Origin of the sequence: Trichocoleus sp. AS-A1 (genome assembly GCF_039962015.1) — a bacterium.
Lineage (GTDB): Bacteria > Cyanobacteriota > Cyanobacteriia > Cyanobacteriales > FACHB-T130 > FACHB-T130.
This window is the reverse complement of the sequence record NZ_JAMPKG010000017.1, coordinates 75,684-96,785: the sequence shown is the minus strand read 5'-3', so window position 1 is coordinate 96,785 and position 21,102 is coordinate 75,684. Positions and strand designations below refer to the sequence as shown.

Genomic DNA, 21,102 nt, shown 5'->3' with positions numbered 1-21,102 from the left:
GTCATGCCTCAACGAGATGCGATCCATAACATCATTAGGCAAGCTCTTATCAAAGAGGGTTGGGAAATCACGGACGATCCCTATGTCATATCCTATGGCGAGCGATTTCTGTTTATCGACTTAGCAGCAAGATTAGATGCCGTCAGCGGTATTGCAGGACGCTTTATCGGTGCGAGACGCGGTAGTAGTCGAATTGCAGTTGAAATCAAGGAGTTTCGAGGCAATTCGGCAATTGCTGATTTGGAGCAAGCGATTGGTCAATATGTTCTTTATCGACTTCTACTTGAACAGGTCGATCCAGATCGTGAATTGTATCTCGCTATTGCAGACACAACTTTTGACGAGATTTTCAGCGAACCGATTGGTGAGTTGGTGAGGCGTGAGTTACCGATAAAATTGCTTATTGTAGATGTAGCGGCGCAAGAGGTGAAGCAATGGATACCACCACTCAAGAACGGGACATTGTAAAGCAAGTAATTCAACGATACGCCCAGTTCAAACCTTCTCACGGCGATATTCGACTCGATACGGTATTTGACGACACGCAAAACCGCTATGCACTGATGCAAGTGGGTTGGGATAGAGGACGACGAGTGAGGGGAAATTTGATTTATGTGACTCTGCGTGAAGGTAAGGTTTGGGTGGAGTATGACGGGATGGAACAGGGAATCACTAAAGACCTAATCGCCGCAGGCATTCCAAGAGAGCGAATTGTTCTAGCATTTCTCCCTGAAGAGCAAACTGCCGCAACGGCTTAAACTCAAACTCTGACGATGATAGAAAGGTTTATTAACTCAGTTAACGAGGAAAATCTCGACTGCCTGCGGGAGTTGTATCAGAAGGTTAAAGACCAGATTTAGGGGGTAGAATAAGTTAAAAGGGTAAGCAGGATGCCCAAGCTTTTAGGTTTTCATACATTTTGAAAACTCATTTCATTTATTTTTTCTAAAAATATTAAAATGAATAATGTCTTAAAAGAAGAACTATCTAAACAAGAAGTAGGACAGATACGTTCTAATATTGAAAGGATTATATCTAGTTACAGACATGTGTGGGATATTTATACAGAGCTTTTGCAAAATAGTGCAGATGCAATCATTGAGTATTTTGGGGAAGATGATATTAGTCAAGGTAAAATACAACTAGAAATTGAGCCAAACGAAAGAAAAATTACAATTATAGATAACGGTGTTGGGATAGAAGAATCTGAAATATCAAAGATTCTTGTTACGGGCAAATCTCTGAAAAGAGAGCGAAATACTGGTAAATTTGGCTTTATGGGTTACGGATTTACCTTTGTAGCTTTTCAAAGTGACTATTTAAAAATAGAAAGCATTAAAAATGAAATAAAAGCATCAAGAACTTATAGAAACTTATATAAATTTGTTTACTCTGGTTCTGATATACCCAACTCAGAAGAAGAAGAAGCTGGTTATACAGCACAACAAACCAGCGAACCTAATAGTACAAAAATTACAGTGAGTTTCCCAAAACAATTTCCCAATGAGGTTGTAGAAGAAGCTCTTGCTGCTACATTCCGTATAGCGCAATCGGACGATACGATTAGATCTGTACTAAGAACTCGATCTATCGTTGGAATGTTAGAGCCAGTTTTTAATAATAGCGATTGTTTTAAATTTAAGCTAATAATTTCTAATAGAGAAGTCAATATTAAGACTGGTTACTTAGCGGTTAAAGAGATAGTAAACACTGTACTTAACAGCGACAGTCAATTTTATGATCGACCTACTCAGTATGAACTACTTGTAAAGGCAACAGCAGCTCTGCCTACAGTAGCACAAGATTTAGCTAGAAAAGCTATAGTGTTAGAAGAAAAAATAGATAATGTAAGAATTGGTGAAAGAAATCCATTAAATGTTCGCGTTTTTATTTCTGCAACAAGTAAGTCGCATATTAATGAATTTAATGAGCGCTTTAGGAATAAAGATGACATTTCATCAGACTTTAACTTAGAACACGGGCTATGGCTAGCAATTGGCGGTATGCCTATAGGTGTTTGTTTAGATCCATTTGAGCATAGTAACTATCTTCCCTATACTGTAATCGTTGATGTAAAAGATACATCAATAAGAAAAGAATTAGATGCAGGAAGAAAAGGAATTAGTGCTTATCGAATGAAGCAAATAACGGATAAAGTTTTAGAAATATTAAAAGAAAAGAACTTCATTAAATATCGTCGATATATTGTTGGGGGTGGTGATAGCAGAATTGGTAATCCGCTTTACGATCCTAAAAAGGAGCTTAGTGATAAGCTGGAAGATAAAAAGTGGTTTGATTCATATTTGACACAAAAATATTTTCCTCCTTTAGAAGAACAAGAGGTTATCAGTCTTTTTGTAGAATTAGTTGCGAAACAAATAATAAAAGGTTACTATCTCAAGGTACTTTCAGGTTATCAAGTATATGATGGATTGTATGACTACGATCTAGAGCAGACAGAAGAAGTAGAGTACTCTGAAAATAATAAGCTGGGGATTTATAGAAATATTTTTAATGCTAATGGAGGTAGGCTTAGGAAAGAAATTTTGATAGAGTTTAAAAAAGATTTGAAGAATATATACAACGATATAAATACTAATAAAAAAGACATAAGCCACATTGATGTTTTAGTATGTTGGGATGTTGATTTTGAAAACAAAGAAAAGTTGCAAAAAGAAAAAGGCGATGTTCTTGCTGAGAAAGGTGTGACTACTAACGTTTTCTATGGTTCTACACACCAGTTGATTGGAGCAGGACGACAACAAGCATTACCAATCATTGAACTCAAAAAGGTTCTAGAAATTACATTAAATTATAAAGGTGGAATACTCTAACGGTAGTGTAGTGTTGCCAATGTTGTAGAAAAAAACATCTACAGTTGTACCACTATCCACCAGCCCAACAACTTCTATGGCTTGGTCGTTGTTGCGAAGGATGAAGGGAATGTGAGGCAGGCTATCAAACTCGCGCGATCGCACACTCTGGATGTGGAGGATTAACAGTGCGATCGCAGATTTTGTAAGGTAGTTTAATAACTCATCACATAAAATTTCGGCTTTGACTTGCTGATGTCACTGGCTCAGACAGCAATCCTGACATTTCTAATATACGGTCTGACCAAACTTTAGCTTGTTGGGCAACCTTCATTCGTTGTGCATCATCTGCCCAAATGTTTGACCAGTTTAGTTGCCAACGAGCTAATTGCACTTGTAATTCAACTAACTCTCCTGCAATGTCTATTTCAGCATCGATGGCTGTCCACTCGATGAAAAACTTGCTTTCCTCTATCAAATGGGCAACTGCATCGCAGTTCAAGTCATTATTAGAAAATGACTGAATTCGAGCTAAGTTTCCAGCGAGTTCCCCTAAGCGAGTGGGTACAGATTCACGCAAATAACGCTCTCGCTTTGCCGTCCAATCTTTCATACACCTCCTAATAACTTCTGAGTAATTTGGGCAACTTGCTCTCGAATTGCTGGGTCAAGAATCTCCATCGAGCGATTATTTTGACGAGGGCGGATATTAATCAGCGATTCATAGAACACTTCCTGCGTCAATGGGTTCCAACTCGCTCCCCATATATTTTCCTGCCTACTCCCATCTTCTAGCAACACCGCTTCGCAATCCGCATGAAGCTCCCCACCACCTGCAAGAATGCCACGCTCGATATCTACTGCCAGTTTAATGTAGAAACCATGAGCCGACCGCATTTCATCAATTTGCGCCTTTGTAGCGCGATCGCGGATGATGAGAATCATTCAAAGTCCATCTGAGTAAATCGCTCCATAGTTTATCAGGGGTGGTGGCGTGGAAGCGATCGCACACTCTGGATGCGGAGAATTAACAGCGAGAGCGATCGCTCAAGATTGAAACTGGGATAATAACCAAACATTCAGTTTGTCATAATTTATTTACCGACTTAGCCAAAAGGTCTATCCCAATAGTGTAATTTGCGAAACTAGAAACAATGATTATACAAGCTGAAGATAAAAAAGTTTACACAGATGAAGAATATCTTGAGTTTGAGGTTAACTCAGAAGAACGGCATGAATATATCAATGGTGAAATTGCCCTGATGACTGGCGGAACCCCTAATCACAATCAAATTGCGCTTAACCTAAGTGGTGCGCTCAATTTTGCACTCAAGCGTCAACCTTATCGAGTATTCGTCACCGATCAGCGTCTCTGGATTCCTAGAAAACGCATCTATACTTATCCTGATGTCATGGTAGTTCAGGGTGAATTGCAATTACAAGAAGGACGGCGAGACACCATTACTAACCCCTTGATGATTGCTGAAGTGTTGTCAGCATCTACTAGAAGCTATGACAAAGACGCAAAATTTACCGCCTATCGTACCATTCCCAGTTTTCAAGAATATATCTTAATTGACCAATACACTATGCACATTGAGCAATACTTCAAAACTGAGCAAAAACGCTGGACATTTACTGAGTATGACGATGCCAATGAATTAGTATCTCTAAATTCCCTTTCTTTTCAAATATCGCTTGCCGATATATATGACAAGGTTGAGTTTGAGTCAGTAGAAGTAAGCACCTGAAGCTATTATTGCTAAAATTATTTCAACGTCTTGATTTTTGCCAATCGCGATCGCATCAACGAATGCAGAGAATAAACAGTGCGATCGCTTCTTTTATTACAGACTCGAATCGCTTAATCCGTAGAAACAAACCAGTCGAGAAGTTTTCGAGCGATGCTCAGTTTAGGAGGAATCAACGGTAGGTTGTCTCGACTAAACCAAGCAGCATCCTCCAATTCTTGCGGGTCGATGATAATGTCGCCACTGGCATAGATGGCGGTGAATCCAATCATCAGCGAGTTCGGAAAAGGCCAAGGTTGCGAACCAAAATAGCAAATATCCTTGACTGCTATCCCAACTTCCTCCCGGACTTCGCGCACGATTGTTTCTTCGAGTGATTCTCCCGGTTCGACAAATCCAGCAATCAAACCGTACATTCCTGCGGGAAACCGAGAAGCGCGAGCTAATAATATCTCCTCACCACGCGAGATGAGTACAATCACCGCAGGCGAGAGGCGAGGATAATTGACTAACCCACACTTAAGACAACGCTTGGCACGTTCGTTGGGTAATTGGGTTGTCGGAGCCGCACACTGTCCGCAATACTGATGGGTGCGATCCCATTCCATAATCTGAATCGCACGACTGCTGAGCGCATACAAGTCTTCGTCTAAGGTGCCGTACAATTCGCGCAGTCCTTGCAAAGTCATGCCATCGGCTATCACGGCATCTTTCCCTAGTTCCGCCGAGTAACAAGGTCTATCGTCCAGGGTGCCAAGAAATTGCGATCGCACGGGCACCAAGCCAATCTCTGCCAAACTGATGAGGGTGGGAATTGTGCTGAGTGTCCCTTCCCGTCGAACCAACAGCTGATTCCCGACAAAGGCGAACCACCACGCAGGTTCAGATTGTACTGGAGGTGGAGCAATGCCAGGGATGAAAGTTCGATACATATCCGAGTAGAGTGCGATCGCGTAGCCTGCCGGAGGCAGTCGCCTTCATCGTATCATTGCGATCGCATACAGCATCATACAAAAAGCCGCCCGATCGGGGCGGGACTTTATACCCAGTTTTCGATAATACGATGTGTAATTCGTAGCCGTGCGGGGCAAGTTTTAGCCAAAAAACGCTAAAAAGCCCAAGGGCGTCTTTCCGTGTTTCGACTCCAAGGGCTTTTCGCTATAACTTTCACTCCTCACACTTACATCATGTTGCTAAAGACATAATTTTGCTATACACCTTCTGACATATATTGAAGTGGATCGGCGATCGCTCTTACTCAAGAATCAGGTTCAAACCGACTCACAGCCTTGTAATATCTGGGTTTGAGTTTCTGGATCGACTTGCTGCCAAGCACGGTTAACCGCACCCAGAACAGCGAGTAACGATGCCGTGACGATATTGGAGTGGATGCCAACGCCATAGAAAGAACCTGGGAAGCGATCGCCAGCCACCTCAACATAAGCGATCGCAGACGCATTGCTTCCCTGACTGAGTGAGTGTTCGTCATAACGATCGATGCGAATGCCAAGATTTAGCGCCTTTAGGAATGCATCAATAGGGCCGTTGCCTTTTCCGGTTAGAGCGATGCGTTTCCCGTTCATCTCTAGCGATACTGCGATCGCTTGTTCATCGCCGTCTGTTTCCGACAAGTGGTGAGAGAGGTACTTAAACGGGGATACTGCGTGCAAATACTCTTGCTCGAATAGCTTCCACAGATCCGTTGCAGACATTTCCTGCCCGGAAGCATCCATTGCCTTTTGCACCACTTGGCTAAACTCGATTTGCAACCTGCGGGGCAATACCAGGCTGTAATCCCGTTCTAGCAAGAAAGTAATGCCACCCTTACCCGATTGGCTATTCACCCGAATCACAGATTCGTAGCTGCGTCCCACTTCGGTTGGATCGAGTGGCAGATACGGAACTTCCCAGATTCCATCCGATTCCTGTACCGCCAAGCCTTTCTTGATCGCATCTTGGTGAGAACCAGAAAAGGCAGTAAATACCAAATCCCCAACATACGGATGGCGGGGATGAATTGGCAATTGCGTGCAATCTTCCACCGTTCTCGCCACCATGTTTATATCAGAAAAATCCAAACCGGGATGGATGCCTTGGGTGTAGAGGTTCAGCGCCAGCGTCACCAGATCCACATTTCCAGTGCGTTCGCCATTGCCAAACAGACAGCCTTCAACTCGATCCGCACCTGCCATCTGCGCCAGTTCTGCTGCTGCAACGCCGCACCCGCGATCGTTATGGGGATGGACGCACAAAATTACGCTATCCCGTCGCGCCAAGTTACGATGCATCCACTCGACTTGATCTGCGAATACATTAGGCGTTGCCACTTCAACAGTTGCAGGCAAATTGATAATGGCTTTGTGCTGCGGTGTGGGTTGCCAAACATCCAGAACGGCATCGCAAATATCTTTAGCAAAATCCAGTTCCGTTGCGGTAAAGGTTTCCGGCGAATATTGGAAATACCAATCAGTCTCCGGTTGCGCTGCGGCAAGTTCGTTCATCAGTTGCGCTGCTGATGTTGCCATCTCGATAGTGCCCGCGCGATCGAGATTAAAGACAGTGCGGCGGAAGACTGGAGAGGTGGCGTTGTAAAGATGCACGATCGCTCGTTTTGCACCTTGCAATGCTTCAAAGGTACGACGAATTAGATGTTCGCGGGCAGGGGTTAAAACCTGAATTGTGACGTTATCGGGTATTAATTGCTGCTCGATCAGGCGGCGGACGAAATCAAAGTCAGTTTGTGAAGCGGAGGGGAATGCAACTTCGATTTCTTGAAACCCGATCTCGACTAAAAGCTTAAACAGACGTAACTTGCGTTCAACGTGCATCGGCTCGATTAGTGCCTGATTGCCATCGCGCAAATCGGTACTCAGCCAGATGGGAGGATGGGTAATGGTTTTCGAGGGCCAAGTGCGGTCTGGTAAGTTAATTGGCGCAAATGAACGATATTTGGTTCCGGGATGCTTCAACACGATCGATATTTCCTATATTTTTGGTGTTTGTGAGATGCTGTGGCGATCGCAATCGAGTTAAACAAGGAGTTGCCAGGTTGCGACGCAGACCAATCCTGACAACCCATCAACAGTCGCAGTAACATCTCAAGTGCTGTATGAACTCGCATAAAAATCTCCAAAAAAATTGGTGAATCAATGGCAATGCCGCACTTGCCCGCGTAGGCAAGGAGGTTTAGGCTTGGAATGGAAAAACTTGGTTTAAGTGGTAAAAAATTATTTGCGCCCAAGGCGCAGCAGCAGCCCTAGCCCTAGTAGTTGGCTAGTGGAGTGGTGTAGAGATTGCTGCCGTGGAAGCATGAGATTGAGACAATAAACTATGGATATATTAGCCCTAGACCTTACAGGGGTCAATATTCAGATGGACATACTTTGGTAACATAACGCCAATCAACTTGCGATCGCACGGGCACCAACTCAATCTCACCCGCTGTTAACTTCAAATTCAATTTGGGAACTATAAGGGTAGCAGCCTTCCTAGAAGTTTGCTGCTTTTATGCTCTGTGCGCGGAGACAGGAAATGCAGCCGATGGCGATAACGCAGAAATTCCCAATTAAACTCGATCGCACTTTTTTGATAGCAGCGCTGGTAATTCCGATTGTTCACCTCTATTTAGGATACGTAGGATTATCCACGACCTTTGTAAATGGTGCCTCCGTATTTTGGCCTTCACTCGGTGTCTTTTTGGCAGCGATGCTGCTACTAGGCTATCGCGTCTGGCCTATTTTATTTGTGAGTGATTTCATTGTTAGTCATATTCTTTTTTTCCCAAACAATCTTTTAATCAGTCTGATTATTCCCGCTGTCAACCTGATTACTCCATTCAGCGGGACTTTTTTAATTAATCGTTATATCAAACGCCACAATTTTTTAGAGCGATCGCAAGATGTTTTTAAATTTATCATCCTGACTATCCCCACCCCCCTGATTAGTTCCCTCTTGGCTGCCGTCACGCTTTGCACCAGTGGGATTGCGCCCTGGACAGCATTTGCAGAAGTGTGTCGAACCTGGTTGGCATCAGACACCACGGGAATTTTGGTTGTCACACCTCTATTACTAGCATGGTTGCAAAAATCTGAACGTTTCAGAAAATTTGACAAGCAACAAATTCTCGAATTTGTATTTGTATTGGTCTGGGTAATCGCGCTCGATCATATTGCCTTTTCGGGAGGATACCCAATCGAATACATGGTAATCCCCCCCCTGATTTGGGCGGCATTTCGGTTTGAAGCGCGGGTATCAACGCTACTCGTGCTAATTGTGTCAGCGATCGCAGTTTTTGGAACCGTTCGCGGCTTCGGCTCGTTCGCCAAACAAGCCACTCCCAACGAATCGCTGATCCTGCTGCAATCGTTTATTTGTGTCATTGCTATCACCACATTTGTCATCTCTGCGGTGACGAATGAAAACCGCAAGGCAGAAAGAAAACTTCGGCAAGCGAATGATGAATTAGAGCAACGAGTTGAAGAACGGACGACTGAACTCAATGAGGCGAAAAATTCTGCCGAAGTTGCCAACCAAGCTAAAAGTGAATTTCTTGCCAACATGAGCCACGAACTACGCACCCCTCTCAATGGTGTCCTGGGGTATGCTCAAGTTCTTTCTGCCGCCCCCAATCTTACCGAACAGCAACAACACGGCATCGAAATTATCTATAACTGCGGCTCTCATTTACTCACGCTGATCGAAGACGTACTCGATCTCTCTAAAATCGAAGCGCGTAAGATGGAACTGCATTTGAGCGATTTACATCTACCTGGCTTCCTGCAAGGAGTCGAGGAAATTTGCCGCATTCGCGCCGAGCAAAAAGGCATTCAGTTCATTTATCAGCCACCCGATAATTTGCCCATAGCGATCGCAACTGACGAGAAACGCTTGCGGCAAGTGTTGCTGAACCTCTTGGGCAATGCGATTAAATTCACCGACGCCGGTAGCGTGACATTCCGAGTGGAGGTGACTGAAAATCCGCAGCAACCAGCGTTCGCGAAGCTTCGCTTTGCGGTTGAAGACACGGGTATTGGGATGTTACCCGAACAACTAGAGCAAATTTTCCTCCCCTTTGAGCAGGTTGGCGATACCAAGCGACAAGCGGAGGGGACGGGATTGGGACTTGCGATCGCCAAAAAAATTGTCGAACTCATGGGAGGGGACATCTACGTTAAGAGCTTACCGAAGGTCGGTAGTACCTTTGAGTTTGAGATCGAGTGTGCTTTCTCGACGAACTCAATAGTAAGCAACATTTCCAGGGGGCGAATTTCTGGTTATTCGGGCGATCGCAAAAGCATTTTGATTGTGGACGATCGATGGGAAAATCGCTCGGTCATGGTTAACTTGCTGCAACCGTTGGGATTCACCGTCATTGAAGCCAGCAACGGACGGGAGGGGTTGGAGAAGGCGCATCAAGTTCAACCAGATTTAATCATTACTGACCTAATCATGCCTACCCTGAATGGTTGGGATTTGCTCGCGCTGCTGCGCCAGTCAGAAACGTTAAAAGATTTGCCAGTCCTTGTGTCATCGGCAAGCGTGTATGATGCCGATCGCCGTAAAAGCCTTGCAGCAGGCGGCAACGATTTTCTGGCTAAACCCGTGCAAGTCGAGGAACTATATCGCCTCTTGGCAAAACATCTGCACCTGGACTGGATCTATGCCGATGCAAAATCTGTTGAACGTGCGATCGCAACGCCCTTCGCAAACGCAACCCCAACCGAACTCGCTGTGCCACCCCTATCTGAACTGTCGAGCCTACTGGAATATGCCAAGCGAGGACAAATCAAAGGCATCCAACAAGAACTGGAAAGACTTGCCCAACTAGATGAAAGTTATCAGCCGTTTGCCAACAAATTAAGTTTGTTAGTGAAAGAATTTAATATTCACAAAATTCGCAAATTTCTTCTAGAAACTGTAGGTTAATTGCCCCGTATTTTATCTTCATGAATAAACCAATAGTCAAAAAAGGAGCAGTTATAAAATGTTATTTAATTCCGATCGCGAAATCGTTTTAGTGGTTGATGATAATCCAACTAATCTAGAATTATTATATAACGCCTTGGGTTCATCTGGCTATGAAGTTTTGGTAGAAATGGATGGTTTTAGTGGAATTGAGCAAGCTAAGAACTATCCGCCAGACTTGATTTTGCTAGATGTCCAGATGCCAGGAATTGATGGGTTTGAAACCTGCCGTAAATTGCAGCTCGATCCGTCTACAAAAAACATTCCAGTAATTTTTATGACGGCGCTGACAGATACCACAGACAAAGTGAAGGGATTACATTTAGGAGCAGTAGATTATATTACAAAACCCTTCCGTCATGAAGAAGCACTTGCTCGGATTCAAACCCATTTAAAAATTCGCCGTTTGAGCTTAGAACTTGAACAACAAAAGCAAGAACTTGAGGAAATTGTTCAAAAACGCACAGCCGAACTAACCTGCACGTTACAAGAACTAAAAAAAACGCAATTGCAGTTAATTCAGAATGAAAAGCTGTCTACAATTGGTCAGTTAGTTTCTGGTATTGCTCATGAGATTAATAATCCAGTTGGTTGTATTTCTGGCAATTTAGAGCAAGCGAGTCTTGCTGTTAAAGATGCGGTTGATTATATACGTCTTTATCAAGCCAAGTTTCCAAATCCTGGCATAGAAATTGAACAAAAAGCGGAAGAGATTGATCTTGAATATCTTCTAGAAGATTTACCAAAAATGTTCTTATCTATGCATACAGGAATCGATAGAATTCGCAACATTAGTACATCCCTTAGAACATTCTCCCGTGCTGATGTAGATTACAAGGTATCAGTTGACATCCATGAGGGACTTGAGAGTACCTTGATGATTTTGCAACATCGTTTGAAAGCTCAGAATTATCGTCCAGCAATTCAAATCATTAAAAATTATGGTGAAATTCCTAAAGTTGAGTGTTATTTAGGACAACTCAATCAGGTATTTATGAATATTTTGGCAAATGCAATCGACGCAGTGGAAGAAGCGAACTTGGGTCACACCTATGAAGCGATTAAAGAAAATCCCAACCATATTATTATTCAAACCGAAATGAAAGATGAACATCAGGTTGCAGTCCGAATTGCAGATAATGGCATGGGGATGACGAAAGATATCAAGCAACGCATTTTTGACCATCTATTCACGACTAAACCTGTTGGAAAAGGAACAGGTTTAGGATTAACGATTGCTCATCAAATTATTGTTGAAAAGCACGGAGGAACGCTCGAAGTCAATTCTGAATGGGGACGAGGCACAGAGTTTGTGGTAACGCTTCCGATTGTGTAATCTAGTCTTTAAAACTAGATTAGATGAATCAATCCCTCAATCAGCTCTAGTTTTGACTGTAAAATTATTAGTGAAACTGCTGCTGTAAGGTGGCAATAATTTTGAGAGCAGCTTGTAGTTCTTGGATAGCGATCGCCCGATCAACGATCGTGTTAACCAGTTGAGCTGTGGGTAACGGGAACATCCCCTAAATTGCAAATACACGCCCGTTGGTACAATCCTATTCTTTACCAGTGGCAAGAGTGCGAAATGGATGCAACGCCTGCCAGTGGTAAAGGATTTAAAAAAGCGCAATTAGTAAGGCAATGGGTGCTGCAAGTAATATCCACATCGTCGGCTGCAAACCATACTGTTGAGCAACCAAACCCAGTGCAAACGGAGCTAACCCCCCCACAAAACCTGCCAGGTTGTTGAGCGTCATGACGGTTCCGCTCTGCCCCGGCATCGCTGTGTACAATTGCCCCTGGAGAATAGAGTACCATCCGGAATTAAGGAGGCCCAGAAAGCAAAGAATGACCAGCTTGAGATTGATATTGGGTACAAGCAAAAAAGCTGGATAAAGACACAAAACAAGGATAGCGCTAACCTTCAAATAAGCAAGTCCTTGCACTCGTTCGAGTAAGGGAATCAGGAGAAAATCTCCCAATAAGCCAAACCCCAACCAGGCTGTGAGAGCGAAACTCGCTTGTGTGTTGTTTACACCCACGACATCAACGAAATACAGTGCTAAAAAGCCACTCAAAACATCCAGCATTAAATCGGAAAATTGCAACAACGTTAACCAACGCAACACGTTACCTCGTTTTAAGCTTTGGATAGCATAACGGATGCCATCTTTGAAGCTGTGCGTGGGTTGATCAATATCAGAGGATGCCGTTGGAGTTGCGATTGGATACTGCCACAACATTCCGACAAGTAATCCCGTCAATACCGCCAATAGTAAAAACACACTCCGCCAACTTTGATGGAATGCGATCGCACCCGCTAAAGCCAAAGGCCCAAGGACATTGCCAACAGAACCCGCCAATGCCCAGCGTGCCATATTTTGCTCGTGGCGAGTCGGTTCCATGTCCATCAGCGTTGCCTGGGAAAGACTGACAAAGGCACCGGATGCTGGATAAAACAGCACAAAGGCTGCTAACAGCCAGGAAAAGTTATAGCTAAGGGAGATGAGGAGTAATGCGATCGCAAACCCAACGCCTCCCCCCAAAATCAATTGCCGTCGCTGACCGATATCTGCCCAAATTCCCAAAATTGGCTCTATCAAACTGCTGATCGTATTAGGTATCGTCAGCAACAGCCCCACTTGCACATAGGAAAGATGCAAGTCATTGCGAATCAACGGATAAGCAGCACCCCGCACTCCATCCACCAGCTCGTCTAATAGCTCAATGACCAGGAAGATAATCGTTAATAGAATCACGGTCCTGGTCGTTTTGTTTTTCCTATCCAATGACATCGTAAAATTCTCCCATCCTCAAAATTTGAACACCAGCGCAACATCTTCACGGCATTGGCGATCGGAGGGGGAATCCACGAACAGACTCTCCGCCTTAGTTGTAAGGCGAATCGTGCGTTGGATTGGGTTCTAGAAGCTTACCAGGGAGGAAAAATCATAGAAGCGAAGGGCAAAGAAAAGGACTTGCAAATATGTCTGTAGCCTATTGTAGGCATACCAGAAGAGATTGTCTTTTTTACGAGTTGAATAAGACTCAAAATTTGTAACAACACACATATACTGTCGAGGCGGTTGGAATGCTATATGGACAGAATCTATACAACATCCCAATTTGGAGAATTAGACAGGAGCTGTCGAATCACGAGTTAAGTGTACTACAAGACAAATATATGGTATGTCTTCATATCGAACACTAAATTGAGAGCATGACGACGTTCCTTACAGACTCGGCTGACATCGCCAGGATTCATTTCTCTTCAAAGCTGAATTTGAAGCAGCGTAGTGAATTGGGACAGTTTATGACTCCTGCTCCGGTTGCTCGTTTTATGGCGAGACAATTTAGCAGTTTATCCGGTCACGTCAACCTTCTAGATCCCGGAGCCGGAGTTGGGGCATTAACGGCTGCCTTTGTAGAGCGACTATTAGCAAATCCTAACAAGGTTGAGAGCTGCTTCATAACAGCATATGAAGTTGAATCAACTTTTATATCATCTTTGAGAGAATGCCTCATACAGTGTTGTGTAGCTTTAGAGAGCAGAGGTATTCAAGCGAATTACTGTTTACATGAAGAAAGCTTCATCAAGTCCTTTACTGAAATAAATTTGCCGCTTTTTAGTAATTCCTCTATTCGTTTTACTCACGCGATTCTGAATCCGCCTTATAAGAAAGTTAACAGGCAATCAATCGAAAATAAAATTCTTTCAAAATTTGGGATTGAAACTGTAAATCTATATAGTGCGTTTGTTTGGCTTACTGTATTACAGCTTGCTAAGGACGGAGAGATAGTTGCAATTACGCCTAGAAGTTTCTGTAATGGAGCTTATTATCGTCCTTTCCGTAAAGCTTTCCTTGAAAAAATTGAACTTAAAAAAGTTCATGTTTTTGAGAGCCGCTCGACCGCCTTTTGCGAAGATGGCGTATTGCAAGAAAATATTATATTTCATGCTTTAAAGTCCGGCGAAAAGTCTAATTATATAGAAATAAGTAGTAGCTCTGGAACCAATGCAATTGATTTTTTAGAATCAAGAGTTATTCCTTATAACCAAGTTGTTAAAACAAATGATTCAGAAAGCTTTATTCATCTCGTTACAAACCCTCTTGAAGATGCTTTAAAAGTGCAGATGGATAAATTTTCATCTACTTTGGATGAAATTGGGTTAGAAGTTTCAACAGGCCCAGTTGTTGATTTTCGTCTCAAATCAGCTTTGAAAAATTATTTAGATGAGCAAAGCGTTCCACTACTTTACCCAGAAGCTATGAAAGCAGGGAGAGTTTTATTTCCACCCTACAATCCTCGCAAGTCGATCGCAATTGAACAAAACCAAGAAACAGAAAAATGGTTAGTTCAATCGGGTTGGTACGTTTTAACAAAGCGTTTTTCTGCTAAGGAAGAAAAGCGTCGTATTGTTGCTGCTGTGTGCCCTCCCGTAGATGCGCCAGCACTAGGCATAGAGAATCATCTTAATTATTACCATGCTAGAGGTAAGGGAATGAATCCCGACCTTGCACGAGGATTAGCTGCATTTCTCAATTCAACTTTATTTGACAGTTACTTCCGACAGTTTAGTGGACACACACAAGTCAATGCAACGGATTTGCGTAAGATTAAATACCCTTGTCAAGATGATCTAATACAACTAGGAAGACAAATTAGTGATTCTCACCTTGAGCAAAAGCAACTTGATACCGTTGTGCACAAAACTCTGTCAATTATGAGTGAAGCCATAAATGCAGTTCAGGCTGGCAAACGAATTGAGGAAGCACTTGCAATTCTCAAAGATATTTCTGCTCCTAGAGAGCAACAGAACGAACGATCAGCACTTTGCTTACTTGCATTAGCAGACATTCGACCTGAAACCTCTTGGAATCAAGCGACAACACCAAGACGCGGAATTACAGAAATGATGGATTGGTTTCGTGATTACTACGGGAAACAATACGCACCTAATACACGCGAAACAGTTCGACGGCAGACAATGCACCAGTTTGTGCAGATGGGGATAGTTGTTGAGAATCCAGATCGACCTGATCGACCAATTAACAGCCCCAAATGGTGTTATCAACTTCATCAACAAGCATTGTCACTTCTTAAAGCCTATGGCTCTGAGCAATGGGAAGAAGCCCGTCGAAATTATGCTGTTTCAGTCACAAATCTATTGCAGTCTAAGAAGCGAAATATCCCGACAATTCCCGTAAGTTTGCCTAATGGTCAAGCCATTCAGCTATCATCAGGTGGACAAAATATATTGATAAAAGATATTTTGGAAAGCTTCTGTCCTAGATTTACACCTGGAGGTTTAGTTCTGTATGTTGGCGATGCCGGAAATAAGTTCATCATCAATGAAACTCAGAAATTCCGAGAAATAGGGATTGAATTAGATCCTCACGGTAAAATGCCAGACATTGTAGTTCACTATGAGCGGCAAGATTGGCTTGTATTGATAGAGGCTGTGATTAGTCATGGTCCAGTCAACTTGAAACGTCACAATGAATTAAAGCGGCTCTTTCAGTCGAGTCGTAAAGGATTGGTTTTTGTTACGGCTTTCCCAAGCCGTAAGGAAATGACTCGGTATCTTGCTGAGATTTCTTGGGAAACAGAAGTTTGGGTAGCAGATCAACCAGATCACATGATTCATTTCAACGGGGAGAGATTTCTTGGACCCTATGAAGATCCAGAGAATTGTTCTTAAATATCTGGCACAGTACACCTAACACGACACAACAAGCGATCGCTTAAATCAGCACTTGACATTCTTGGATAGGTTATTTAACCTTGTAGTTAATTAACAGCATAGTTAAATAAAAGTGTCTTCCGATCAACTGAGCGTCACCTTTGCCGCCCTTGCCGATCCCACCCGGCGTGCAATCCTGGCTCACCTTGCCAAGGGTGAGGCATCGGTTACTGAGTTAGCAGAACCTTTTGAGATGAGCCTTCCTGCCATTTCCAAGCATCTCAAGGTGCTGGAGCGTGCCGGACTGATCGCGCGGGGTCGGGAGGCTCAATGGCGACCCTGCCAGATCAAAGCGGAGCCACTCAAGGACGCAATGGATTGGATCGAGCAATATCGCCAATTTTGGGAAGAGAGACTTGATCGGCTGGATGATTACCTGCACGAGTTACAAACCCAGGAGAAACAAGATGACCAACAAAAATGATTCCACCGATGCTCAAAGCGATCGCGAGATCGTCATCACCCGCGTCTTCAACGCACCCCGTGAACTCGTATTCAAAGCGTGGACTGACCCGGAACACGTAGCGCAGTGGTGGGGACCGAAAGGTTTCACGACCAAGGTGACTGAGCTGGATCTGTGTCCAGGCGGTAAATCGCGCTACGTCATGATTGGCCCAGACGGCACAGAGTACCCAGGCAAAGGTGTCTTCCGCGAAGTTGTGCCTCTTGAACGGATTGTTACCACTGATGAATTTGATGAAGGCTTTGAAACGGTCGTGAACGCCGATCTGCCAAAGGGAATGGTGATGACGGTGCTTTTCGAGGATTTGGACGGCAAGACCAAGCTCACACTCTGCATTGTGCATGAGTCTGCCGAAGACCGCCGGAAGCATGAAGAGATGGGGGTTATTGGCGGGTGGAACTCCAGCTTTGACTGCCTTGATGAGTTCTTGGCGACGGCTTAAGTCTCTTTTACCACCCATGAGACGGTCAACTGGTGGTCTTTTGTGAAACGACTCAAGGGGAACATTAGTATCGTCTTGCCGATACTTCCATATATGCAATGAACTCTCAAAAGGAGAAAACATGGCTACTAAAATTTTCGTGAATCTGCCCGTAAAAGACCTGAATCAGTCTGTCGAGTTTTTTACGAAACTTGGCTTCAGTTTTAACGCTCAATTTACTGATGAAACGGCGACTTGCATGATTGTCAGCGATGACATCTTCGTGATGCTATTAACTCACGACAAATTTAAGACGTTTACTCCGAAAGAAATTTGTGATGCAACCAAAAGCACAGAAGTGCTGGTTTGCTTATCTTCTGACAGCCGAGAACAAGTCGATGAAATGGTTCGCAAGGCAGTCGCCGCTGGTGGATCAACTTACAATGAACCACAAGACCACGGTTTTATGTACGGACATGGGTTTCAAGATTTAGATAGCCACATTTGGGAACTTGTCTACATGGAACCTAGTGCAATAAATCAAGGTTGAAAATGGAATCAGAGGAATGCTATTCAAGGGTCGATCGTTGTGGTGGTGACAGGAATTTCGGGTTGAGCGATCGCTAATGCGGATTGCAACGCCTGGAAGCGGTTTTCCAGTTGGTAAATTTGTGGCGATCGCATATCTAGATATTTGCCCACAACTCAATCGGTAGTCCCCGAACTGTCATCAACTGTTCGGGGTGTGGTGACAAGGATGTGCAAACCGTTGCTAATCTGCACTCCGCTCAAGCCTCGGAGTCCTTGAGAAGATTCATTAAGCTATCGATCAGGCGATCGCTCTCCATCGGCAGAATATCCTGACCGTGAAGCATTTTCTGTACCATCATGAAATGAACTAATGCACCTAAAAAAATACGTGCGGTTGCTTCGGGATCGGCAATCTTTAAGTTTGGACTTGATGCCAGATACTGGCTTAATGTTTCAACGCCCGGTTTTACCAACGTGCGAACAAAGATTTGCGCCAGTTCGGGAAAGCGTCCAGACTCGCCAATAATTAGCCGCAACAGGGCAATTTCTTCACCATCGCAAATGATCTCATTCAGTGCCTTCGTTAATAGCTGCCGCAGCACCACGAAAGCATCTCCTTCCGACGGCAGAAAACGTTGGATGATGGAAAACTTTCTTTGAGCAAACCTTTGGACGAGGGCAGTAAACAGTCCTTCTTTATCTTGAAAGTAAGTGTAAACCGTTGGTTTGGATACGCCAGCTGTCTTCGCCACCCGATCCATGCTAGTCGCGGCATACCCATGCACCAGAAACTCTTGCATTGCGCCTGTCAATATCTGTTCGGCTTTCTCTGCTAACCCATCCTGCTTCGGTTCCGTCATCTTCGTCCGTCTCATTCATTCCTGATCTGATTGTCACAGTCATTCTAGGGGTATTCGCTTTGAGGAGTTCTAGAGAATTTTCAGGACTCCCTTGACGTTATTGTACTAAACCGTTTAGTTTAGTTGTATGAAAACTAAACCGTTTAGTTTAGTCCCTTCCTAGAACTGGGGAATCTGACAGATGATGCAAGAAGTGGCAGCAGGTAATCCATCCTCTAAACGTCTTTCTCGACCACTGACTCTGCTGGCGATCGCTGCAACGCTGGCAACAGGTGGAGTGATGGCATATACCGTTTGGGCGGGGCGTATGCCGCAATCCAGTACGACCCCATCCACAGTTATCAGTACGCCCCAAATCAAAACCGTGACGGCGTTGGGACGACTAGAGCCAGAGGGTGAAGCGATCGCGCTTTCTGCACCAACATCTGCTGAGGGGAATCGAGTCGAGCAACTGTTAGTCAAAGAAGGCGATCGCGTTGCTAAAGGACAAGCAATTGCGATACTCAACAGTCGCGATCGCCTCCAGGCATCTGTGATGCAGGCACAAGAACAGGTTCGAGTTGCCCAAGCCAAACTGGATCAGGTGCGTGCGGGAGCAAAGACGGGCGAAATCCAGGCGCAACGCTCCCAGATTGCCCAACTGGAAGCTGAACGGGTTGGGGACTTGAACGCGCAAGCCGCTACCGTTGCCCGTCTGGAAGCGGAAGTGCAAAATGCACAGGTGGAGTATCAGCGCTACGCATTGCTTTACCAGAACGGAGCGGTTTCGGCATCCCAGCGCGATAGTAAGCGACTGACACTGACAACTGCCCAAAAGCAACTCCAAGAAGCGCAAGCCGCCCGCGATCGCACTCGGAATTCTCGCCAACAGCAACTGAATGAAGCCCGCGCCACCTTGGATCAAATTGCAGAGGTGCGTCCAGTAGACGTGCAGGTAGCCCAAGCCGATGTCAGGCAAGCCCTAGCAGCCGTTGAGCAAGCCAAGGCAAACTTAGAGCAGGCATCCGTGCGATCGCCTCAAGATGGTCAAATCCTCAAAATTTATACCCGTCCTGGCGAACTAATTAGCAACGACGGGATTGCGGAAATTGGGCGAACTCAGCAGATGTTTGCGATTGCAGAAGTTTATCAGAGTGACATCAAGAACATCCGTCCAGGGCAAATGGCGCGGGTGAGTAGTGACTCCATTGACAGCGAACTCAGCGGTACTGTCGAACAGGTTGGCTACAAGGTGCTGCGCCAAGACATTGTAAATAGCGATCCGTCCGCCAATATTGATGGGCGCATTGTAGAAGTGAAAATCCGTCTGGATGCAGGCTCCAGTGGCAAGGCTGCCCGACTAACGAATCAGCAAGTTAAGGTGGTCATTGAATTATGATTGGCTTCCAACAACTCCAACGCCGGACACCTTTAGGATGGCTGCAACTGAGTCATCAAAAAGGAAAACTGGTCGTAGCGTGTGCGGGTGTTGTGTTTGCAGATGTCTTGATGTTGATGCAGTTGGGGTTTCAGAGTGCGCTATTCAACAGTGCGGTTCTTGTCCACAATAGCGTTCGCGCCGATGTCGTTCTGCTCAGCCCTCAAGCTCGCAATCTATCAAATATGTCGTCCTTCCCGCGACGGCGTTTGTACCAGTCGATGGATATTCCCGGCGTTCAGTCTGCGGAAGCGCTCTACGCCAACATGGTGAACTGGAAGCATCCGACCACCCAGCGCGAAACGAGTATGCTGATGTTGGGATTTGACCCTAACAGCTCAGTCTTTGAGCAACCAGACATTAACCAACAATTAAACCTGATTAAGCTGCCTAACACAGTTTTGTTTGACAGCGGTAGCCGTGGAGACTACAAAGCAGCGATCGCGCAACTCGAACAAAACCAGCCACTAAAGACAGAAATTGAGCGCCATAGTGTTACCGTTGCTGGCAAAATTCGCATCGGATCTTCCTTTGGTGCAGACGGACACCTGATTACCAGCGACCAAAACTTTCTGCGGCTGTTTCCCCGCAGACAGGCAAGCAGTGTCAGTGTCGGCTTGCTGCAACTGCAACCCGGAACCGATGCAGTGCAAACGGTACAAGCTTTGAAAGCACACTTGCCGAATGATGTTCAGGTTCTGACTCGGCAGGAATTTATCGAATTTGAAAGAAGCTACTGGGCAAGGAATACACCGATTGGATTTATTTTTAACTTGGGCGTGACAATGGGCTTCATTGTTGGCGTCATTATTGTCTACCAAGTTCTCTCAACAGATGTGAACGCTCACATGGGAGAATACGCCACTTTCAAGGCAATGGGCTATCGCAATCGCTACCTACTCATGGTGGTGTTTGAAGAAGCCGTTATCTTAGCAATCATCGGCTTTATCCCTAGTATTGCCATTTCCGCAGGACTGTACCGCCTGACTCGTAATGCGACGAATTTGCCTCTTTACATGACTGTGGCACGAGGGATTTTCGTGCTGATGTTAACGATGGTGATGTGTACCTTGTCTGGCGCGATCGCTACCCGCAAATTGCAATCAGCTGACCCGGCTGATATGTTTTAGGTTTAT

Annotated in this window: 20 protein-coding genes; 12 read left to right on the top strand and 8 right to left on the bottom strand. The window is 44.7% G+C overall.

Features of this window, described 5'->3' with window-relative positions:
* Window positions 1-3 precede the first annotated feature (3 nt).
* The 3 genes from NC994_RS14810 (at window position 4) to NC994_RS14800 (ending at window position 2,834) form a co-directional block, all read left to right on the top strand.
* Complete coding sequence (locus NC994_RS14810) at window positions 4-468, top strand: XisH family protein (protein WP_190428882.1); 465 nt, start codon at window positions 4-6, stop codon at window positions 466-468.
* Window positions 435-758: a XisI protein gene (locus NC994_RS14805; RefSeq protein ID WP_190433059.1), complete on the top strand. Its 324-nt coding sequence runs from the start codon at window positions 435-437 to the stop codon at window positions 756-758. Before NC994_RS14810 ends, NC994_RS14805 begins: the two co-directional genes overlap by 34 nt.
* A 201-nt stretch (window positions 759-959) precedes the next feature.
* The gene (locus NC994_RS14800) at window positions 960-2,834 is read left to right on the top strand and encodes an ATP-binding protein (protein WP_190433058.1); all 1,875 of its coding nucleotides are present in this window, start codon (window positions 960-962) and stop codon (window positions 2,832-2,834) included.
* On the opposite strand, the gene NC994_RS14795 is transcribed toward NC994_RS14800, so the two are convergent.
* The 3 genes from NC994_RS14795 to NC994_RS14785 all read right to left on the bottom strand — a co-directional run bounded on the left by NC994_RS14795 (window position 2,808) and on the right by NC994_RS14785 (window position 3,758).
* Window positions 2,808-2,978, bottom strand: coding sequence for a hypothetical protein (locus NC994_RS14795; protein ID WP_190433056.1), 171 nt, complete (start codon window positions 2,976-2,978; stop codon window positions 2,808-2,810). The genes NC994_RS14800 and NC994_RS14795 overlap by 27 nt on opposite strands.
* A 61-nt stretch (window positions 2,979-3,039) precedes the next feature.
* Entirely contained in the window at window positions 3,040-3,426 is a 387-nt protein-coding gene (locus NC994_RS14790; protein ID WP_190433055.1) for a hypothetical protein, read from the bottom strand.
* The gene (locus NC994_RS14785; RefSeq protein ID WP_190433053.1) at window positions 3,423-3,758 is read right to left on the bottom strand and encodes a DUF5674 family protein; all 336 of its coding nucleotides are present in this window, start codon (window positions 3,756-3,758) and stop codon (window positions 3,423-3,425) included. The genes NC994_RS14790 and NC994_RS14785 overlap by 4 nt, the downstream gene beginning before the upstream one ends.
* A gap of 209 nt (window positions 3,759-3,967) precedes the next feature.
* Here NC994_RS14785 and NC994_RS14780 point away from each other — a divergent pair, with 209 nt between their 5' ends.
* Window positions 3,968-4,564: a Uma2 family endonuclease gene (locus NC994_RS14780; RefSeq protein WP_190433051.1), complete on the top strand. Its 597-nt coding sequence runs from the start codon at window positions 3,968-3,970 to the stop codon at window positions 4,562-4,564.
* A gap of 113 nt (window positions 4,565-4,677) precedes the next feature.
* On the opposite strand, the gene nudC is transcribed toward NC994_RS14780, so the two are convergent.
* The gene (gene nudC / locus NC994_RS14775; protein ID WP_190433049.1) at window positions 4,678-5,496 is read right to left on the bottom strand and encodes an NAD(+) diphosphatase; all 819 of its coding nucleotides are present in this window, start codon (window positions 5,494-5,496) and stop codon (window positions 4,678-4,680) included.
* 339 nt (window positions 5,497-5,835) lie between these two features.
* Window positions 5,836-7,536, bottom strand: coding sequence for a 2-isopropylmalate synthase (leuA, locus tag NC994_RS14770; protein WP_190433047.1), 1,701 nt, complete (start codon window positions 7,534-7,536; stop codon window positions 5,836-5,838).
* Window positions 7,537-8,104: 568 nt separating this feature from the next.
* On the opposite strand from leuA, the gene NC994_RS14765 reads away from it, so the two are divergent.
* Together NC994_RS14765 and NC994_RS14760 are read left to right on the top strand one after the other, a co-directional pair.
* Window positions 8,105-10,489 carry an MASE1 domain-containing protein gene (locus NC994_RS14765; protein WP_242030382.1) on the top strand — a complete coding sequence of 795 codons (2,385 nt, stop codon included), beginning with the start codon at window positions 8,105-8,107 and terminating at the stop codon, window positions 10,487-10,489.
* A 58-nt stretch (window positions 10,490-10,547) separates the two neighbouring features.
* Window positions 10,548-11,864 (top strand): response regulator, encoded by a 1,317-nt coding sequence (locus NC994_RS14760; protein ID WP_190430561.1) that lies wholly within the window; start codon window positions 10,548-10,550, stop codon window positions 11,862-11,864.
* Window positions 11,865-12,144: 280 nt separating this feature from the next.
* Here NC994_RS14760 and NC994_RS14755 read toward each other — a convergent pair whose 3' ends face one another.
* Window positions 12,145-13,287: an MFS transporter gene (locus NC994_RS14755; protein WP_347276550.1), complete on the bottom strand. Its 1,143-nt coding sequence runs from the start codon at window positions 13,285-13,287 to the stop codon at window positions 12,145-12,147.
* A 461-nt stretch (window positions 13,288-13,748) separates the two neighbouring features.
* Between NC994_RS14755 and NC994_RS14750 the strand changes: the two genes are divergently transcribed.
* From NC994_RS14750 to NC994_RS14735, 4 genes are all read left to right on the top strand, one after another.
* A complete protein-coding gene (locus tag NC994_RS14750) occupies window positions 13,749-16,232 on the top strand; it encodes a BsuBI/PstI family type II restriction endonuclease (RefSeq protein WP_190433042.1) in 2,484 nt (827 codons plus the stop codon).
* A 115-nt stretch (window positions 16,233-16,347) separates the two neighbouring features.
* Window positions 16,348-16,698, top strand: coding sequence for a metalloregulator ArsR/SmtB family transcription factor (locus NC994_RS14745; protein WP_190433040.1), 351 nt, complete (start codon window positions 16,348-16,350; stop codon window positions 16,696-16,698).
* Window positions 16,682-17,179: an SRPBCC domain-containing protein gene (locus NC994_RS14740; protein WP_199299474.1), complete on the top strand. Its 498-nt coding sequence runs from the start codon at window positions 16,682-16,684 to the stop codon at window positions 17,177-17,179. Before NC994_RS14745 ends, NC994_RS14740 begins: the two co-directional genes overlap by 17 nt.
* 121 nt (window positions 17,180-17,300) lie before the next feature.
* The gene (locus NC994_RS14735; RefSeq protein WP_190427791.1) at window positions 17,301-17,708 is read left to right on the top strand and encodes a VOC family protein; all 408 of its coding nucleotides are present in this window, start codon (window positions 17,301-17,303) and stop codon (window positions 17,706-17,708) included.
* Window positions 17,709-17,731: 23 nt separating this feature from the next.
* On the opposite strand, the gene NC994_RS14730 is transcribed toward NC994_RS14735, so the two are convergent.
* Both NC994_RS14730 and NC994_RS14725 read right to left on the bottom strand, forming a co-directional pair.
* Complete coding sequence (locus NC994_RS14730; RefSeq protein ID WP_277879692.1) at window positions 17,732-17,860, bottom strand: hypothetical protein; 129 nt, start codon at window positions 17,858-17,860, stop codon at window positions 17,732-17,734.
* Between the two features lie 86 nt (window positions 17,861-17,946).
* Window positions 17,947-18,564, bottom strand: coding sequence for a TetR/AcrR family transcriptional regulator (locus NC994_RS14725; RefSeq protein WP_190433038.1), 618 nt, complete (start codon window positions 18,562-18,564; stop codon window positions 17,947-17,949).
* Window positions 18,565-18,733: 169 nt separating this feature from the next.
* Between NC994_RS14725 and NC994_RS14720 the strand changes: the two genes are divergently transcribed.
* The gene (locus NC994_RS14720) at window positions 18,734-19,927 is read left to right on the top strand and encodes an ABC exporter membrane fusion protein (RefSeq protein WP_347276584.1); all 1,194 of its coding nucleotides are present in this window, start codon (window positions 18,734-18,736) and stop codon (window positions 19,925-19,927) included.
* Window positions 19,924-21,096, top strand: coding sequence for an ABC transporter permease DevC (devC, locus tag NC994_RS14715; RefSeq protein WP_190433034.1), 1,173 nt, complete (start codon window positions 19,924-19,926; stop codon window positions 21,094-21,096). Before NC994_RS14720 ends, devC begins: the two co-directional genes overlap by 4 nt.
* Window positions 21,097-21,102 lie beyond the last annotated feature (6 nt).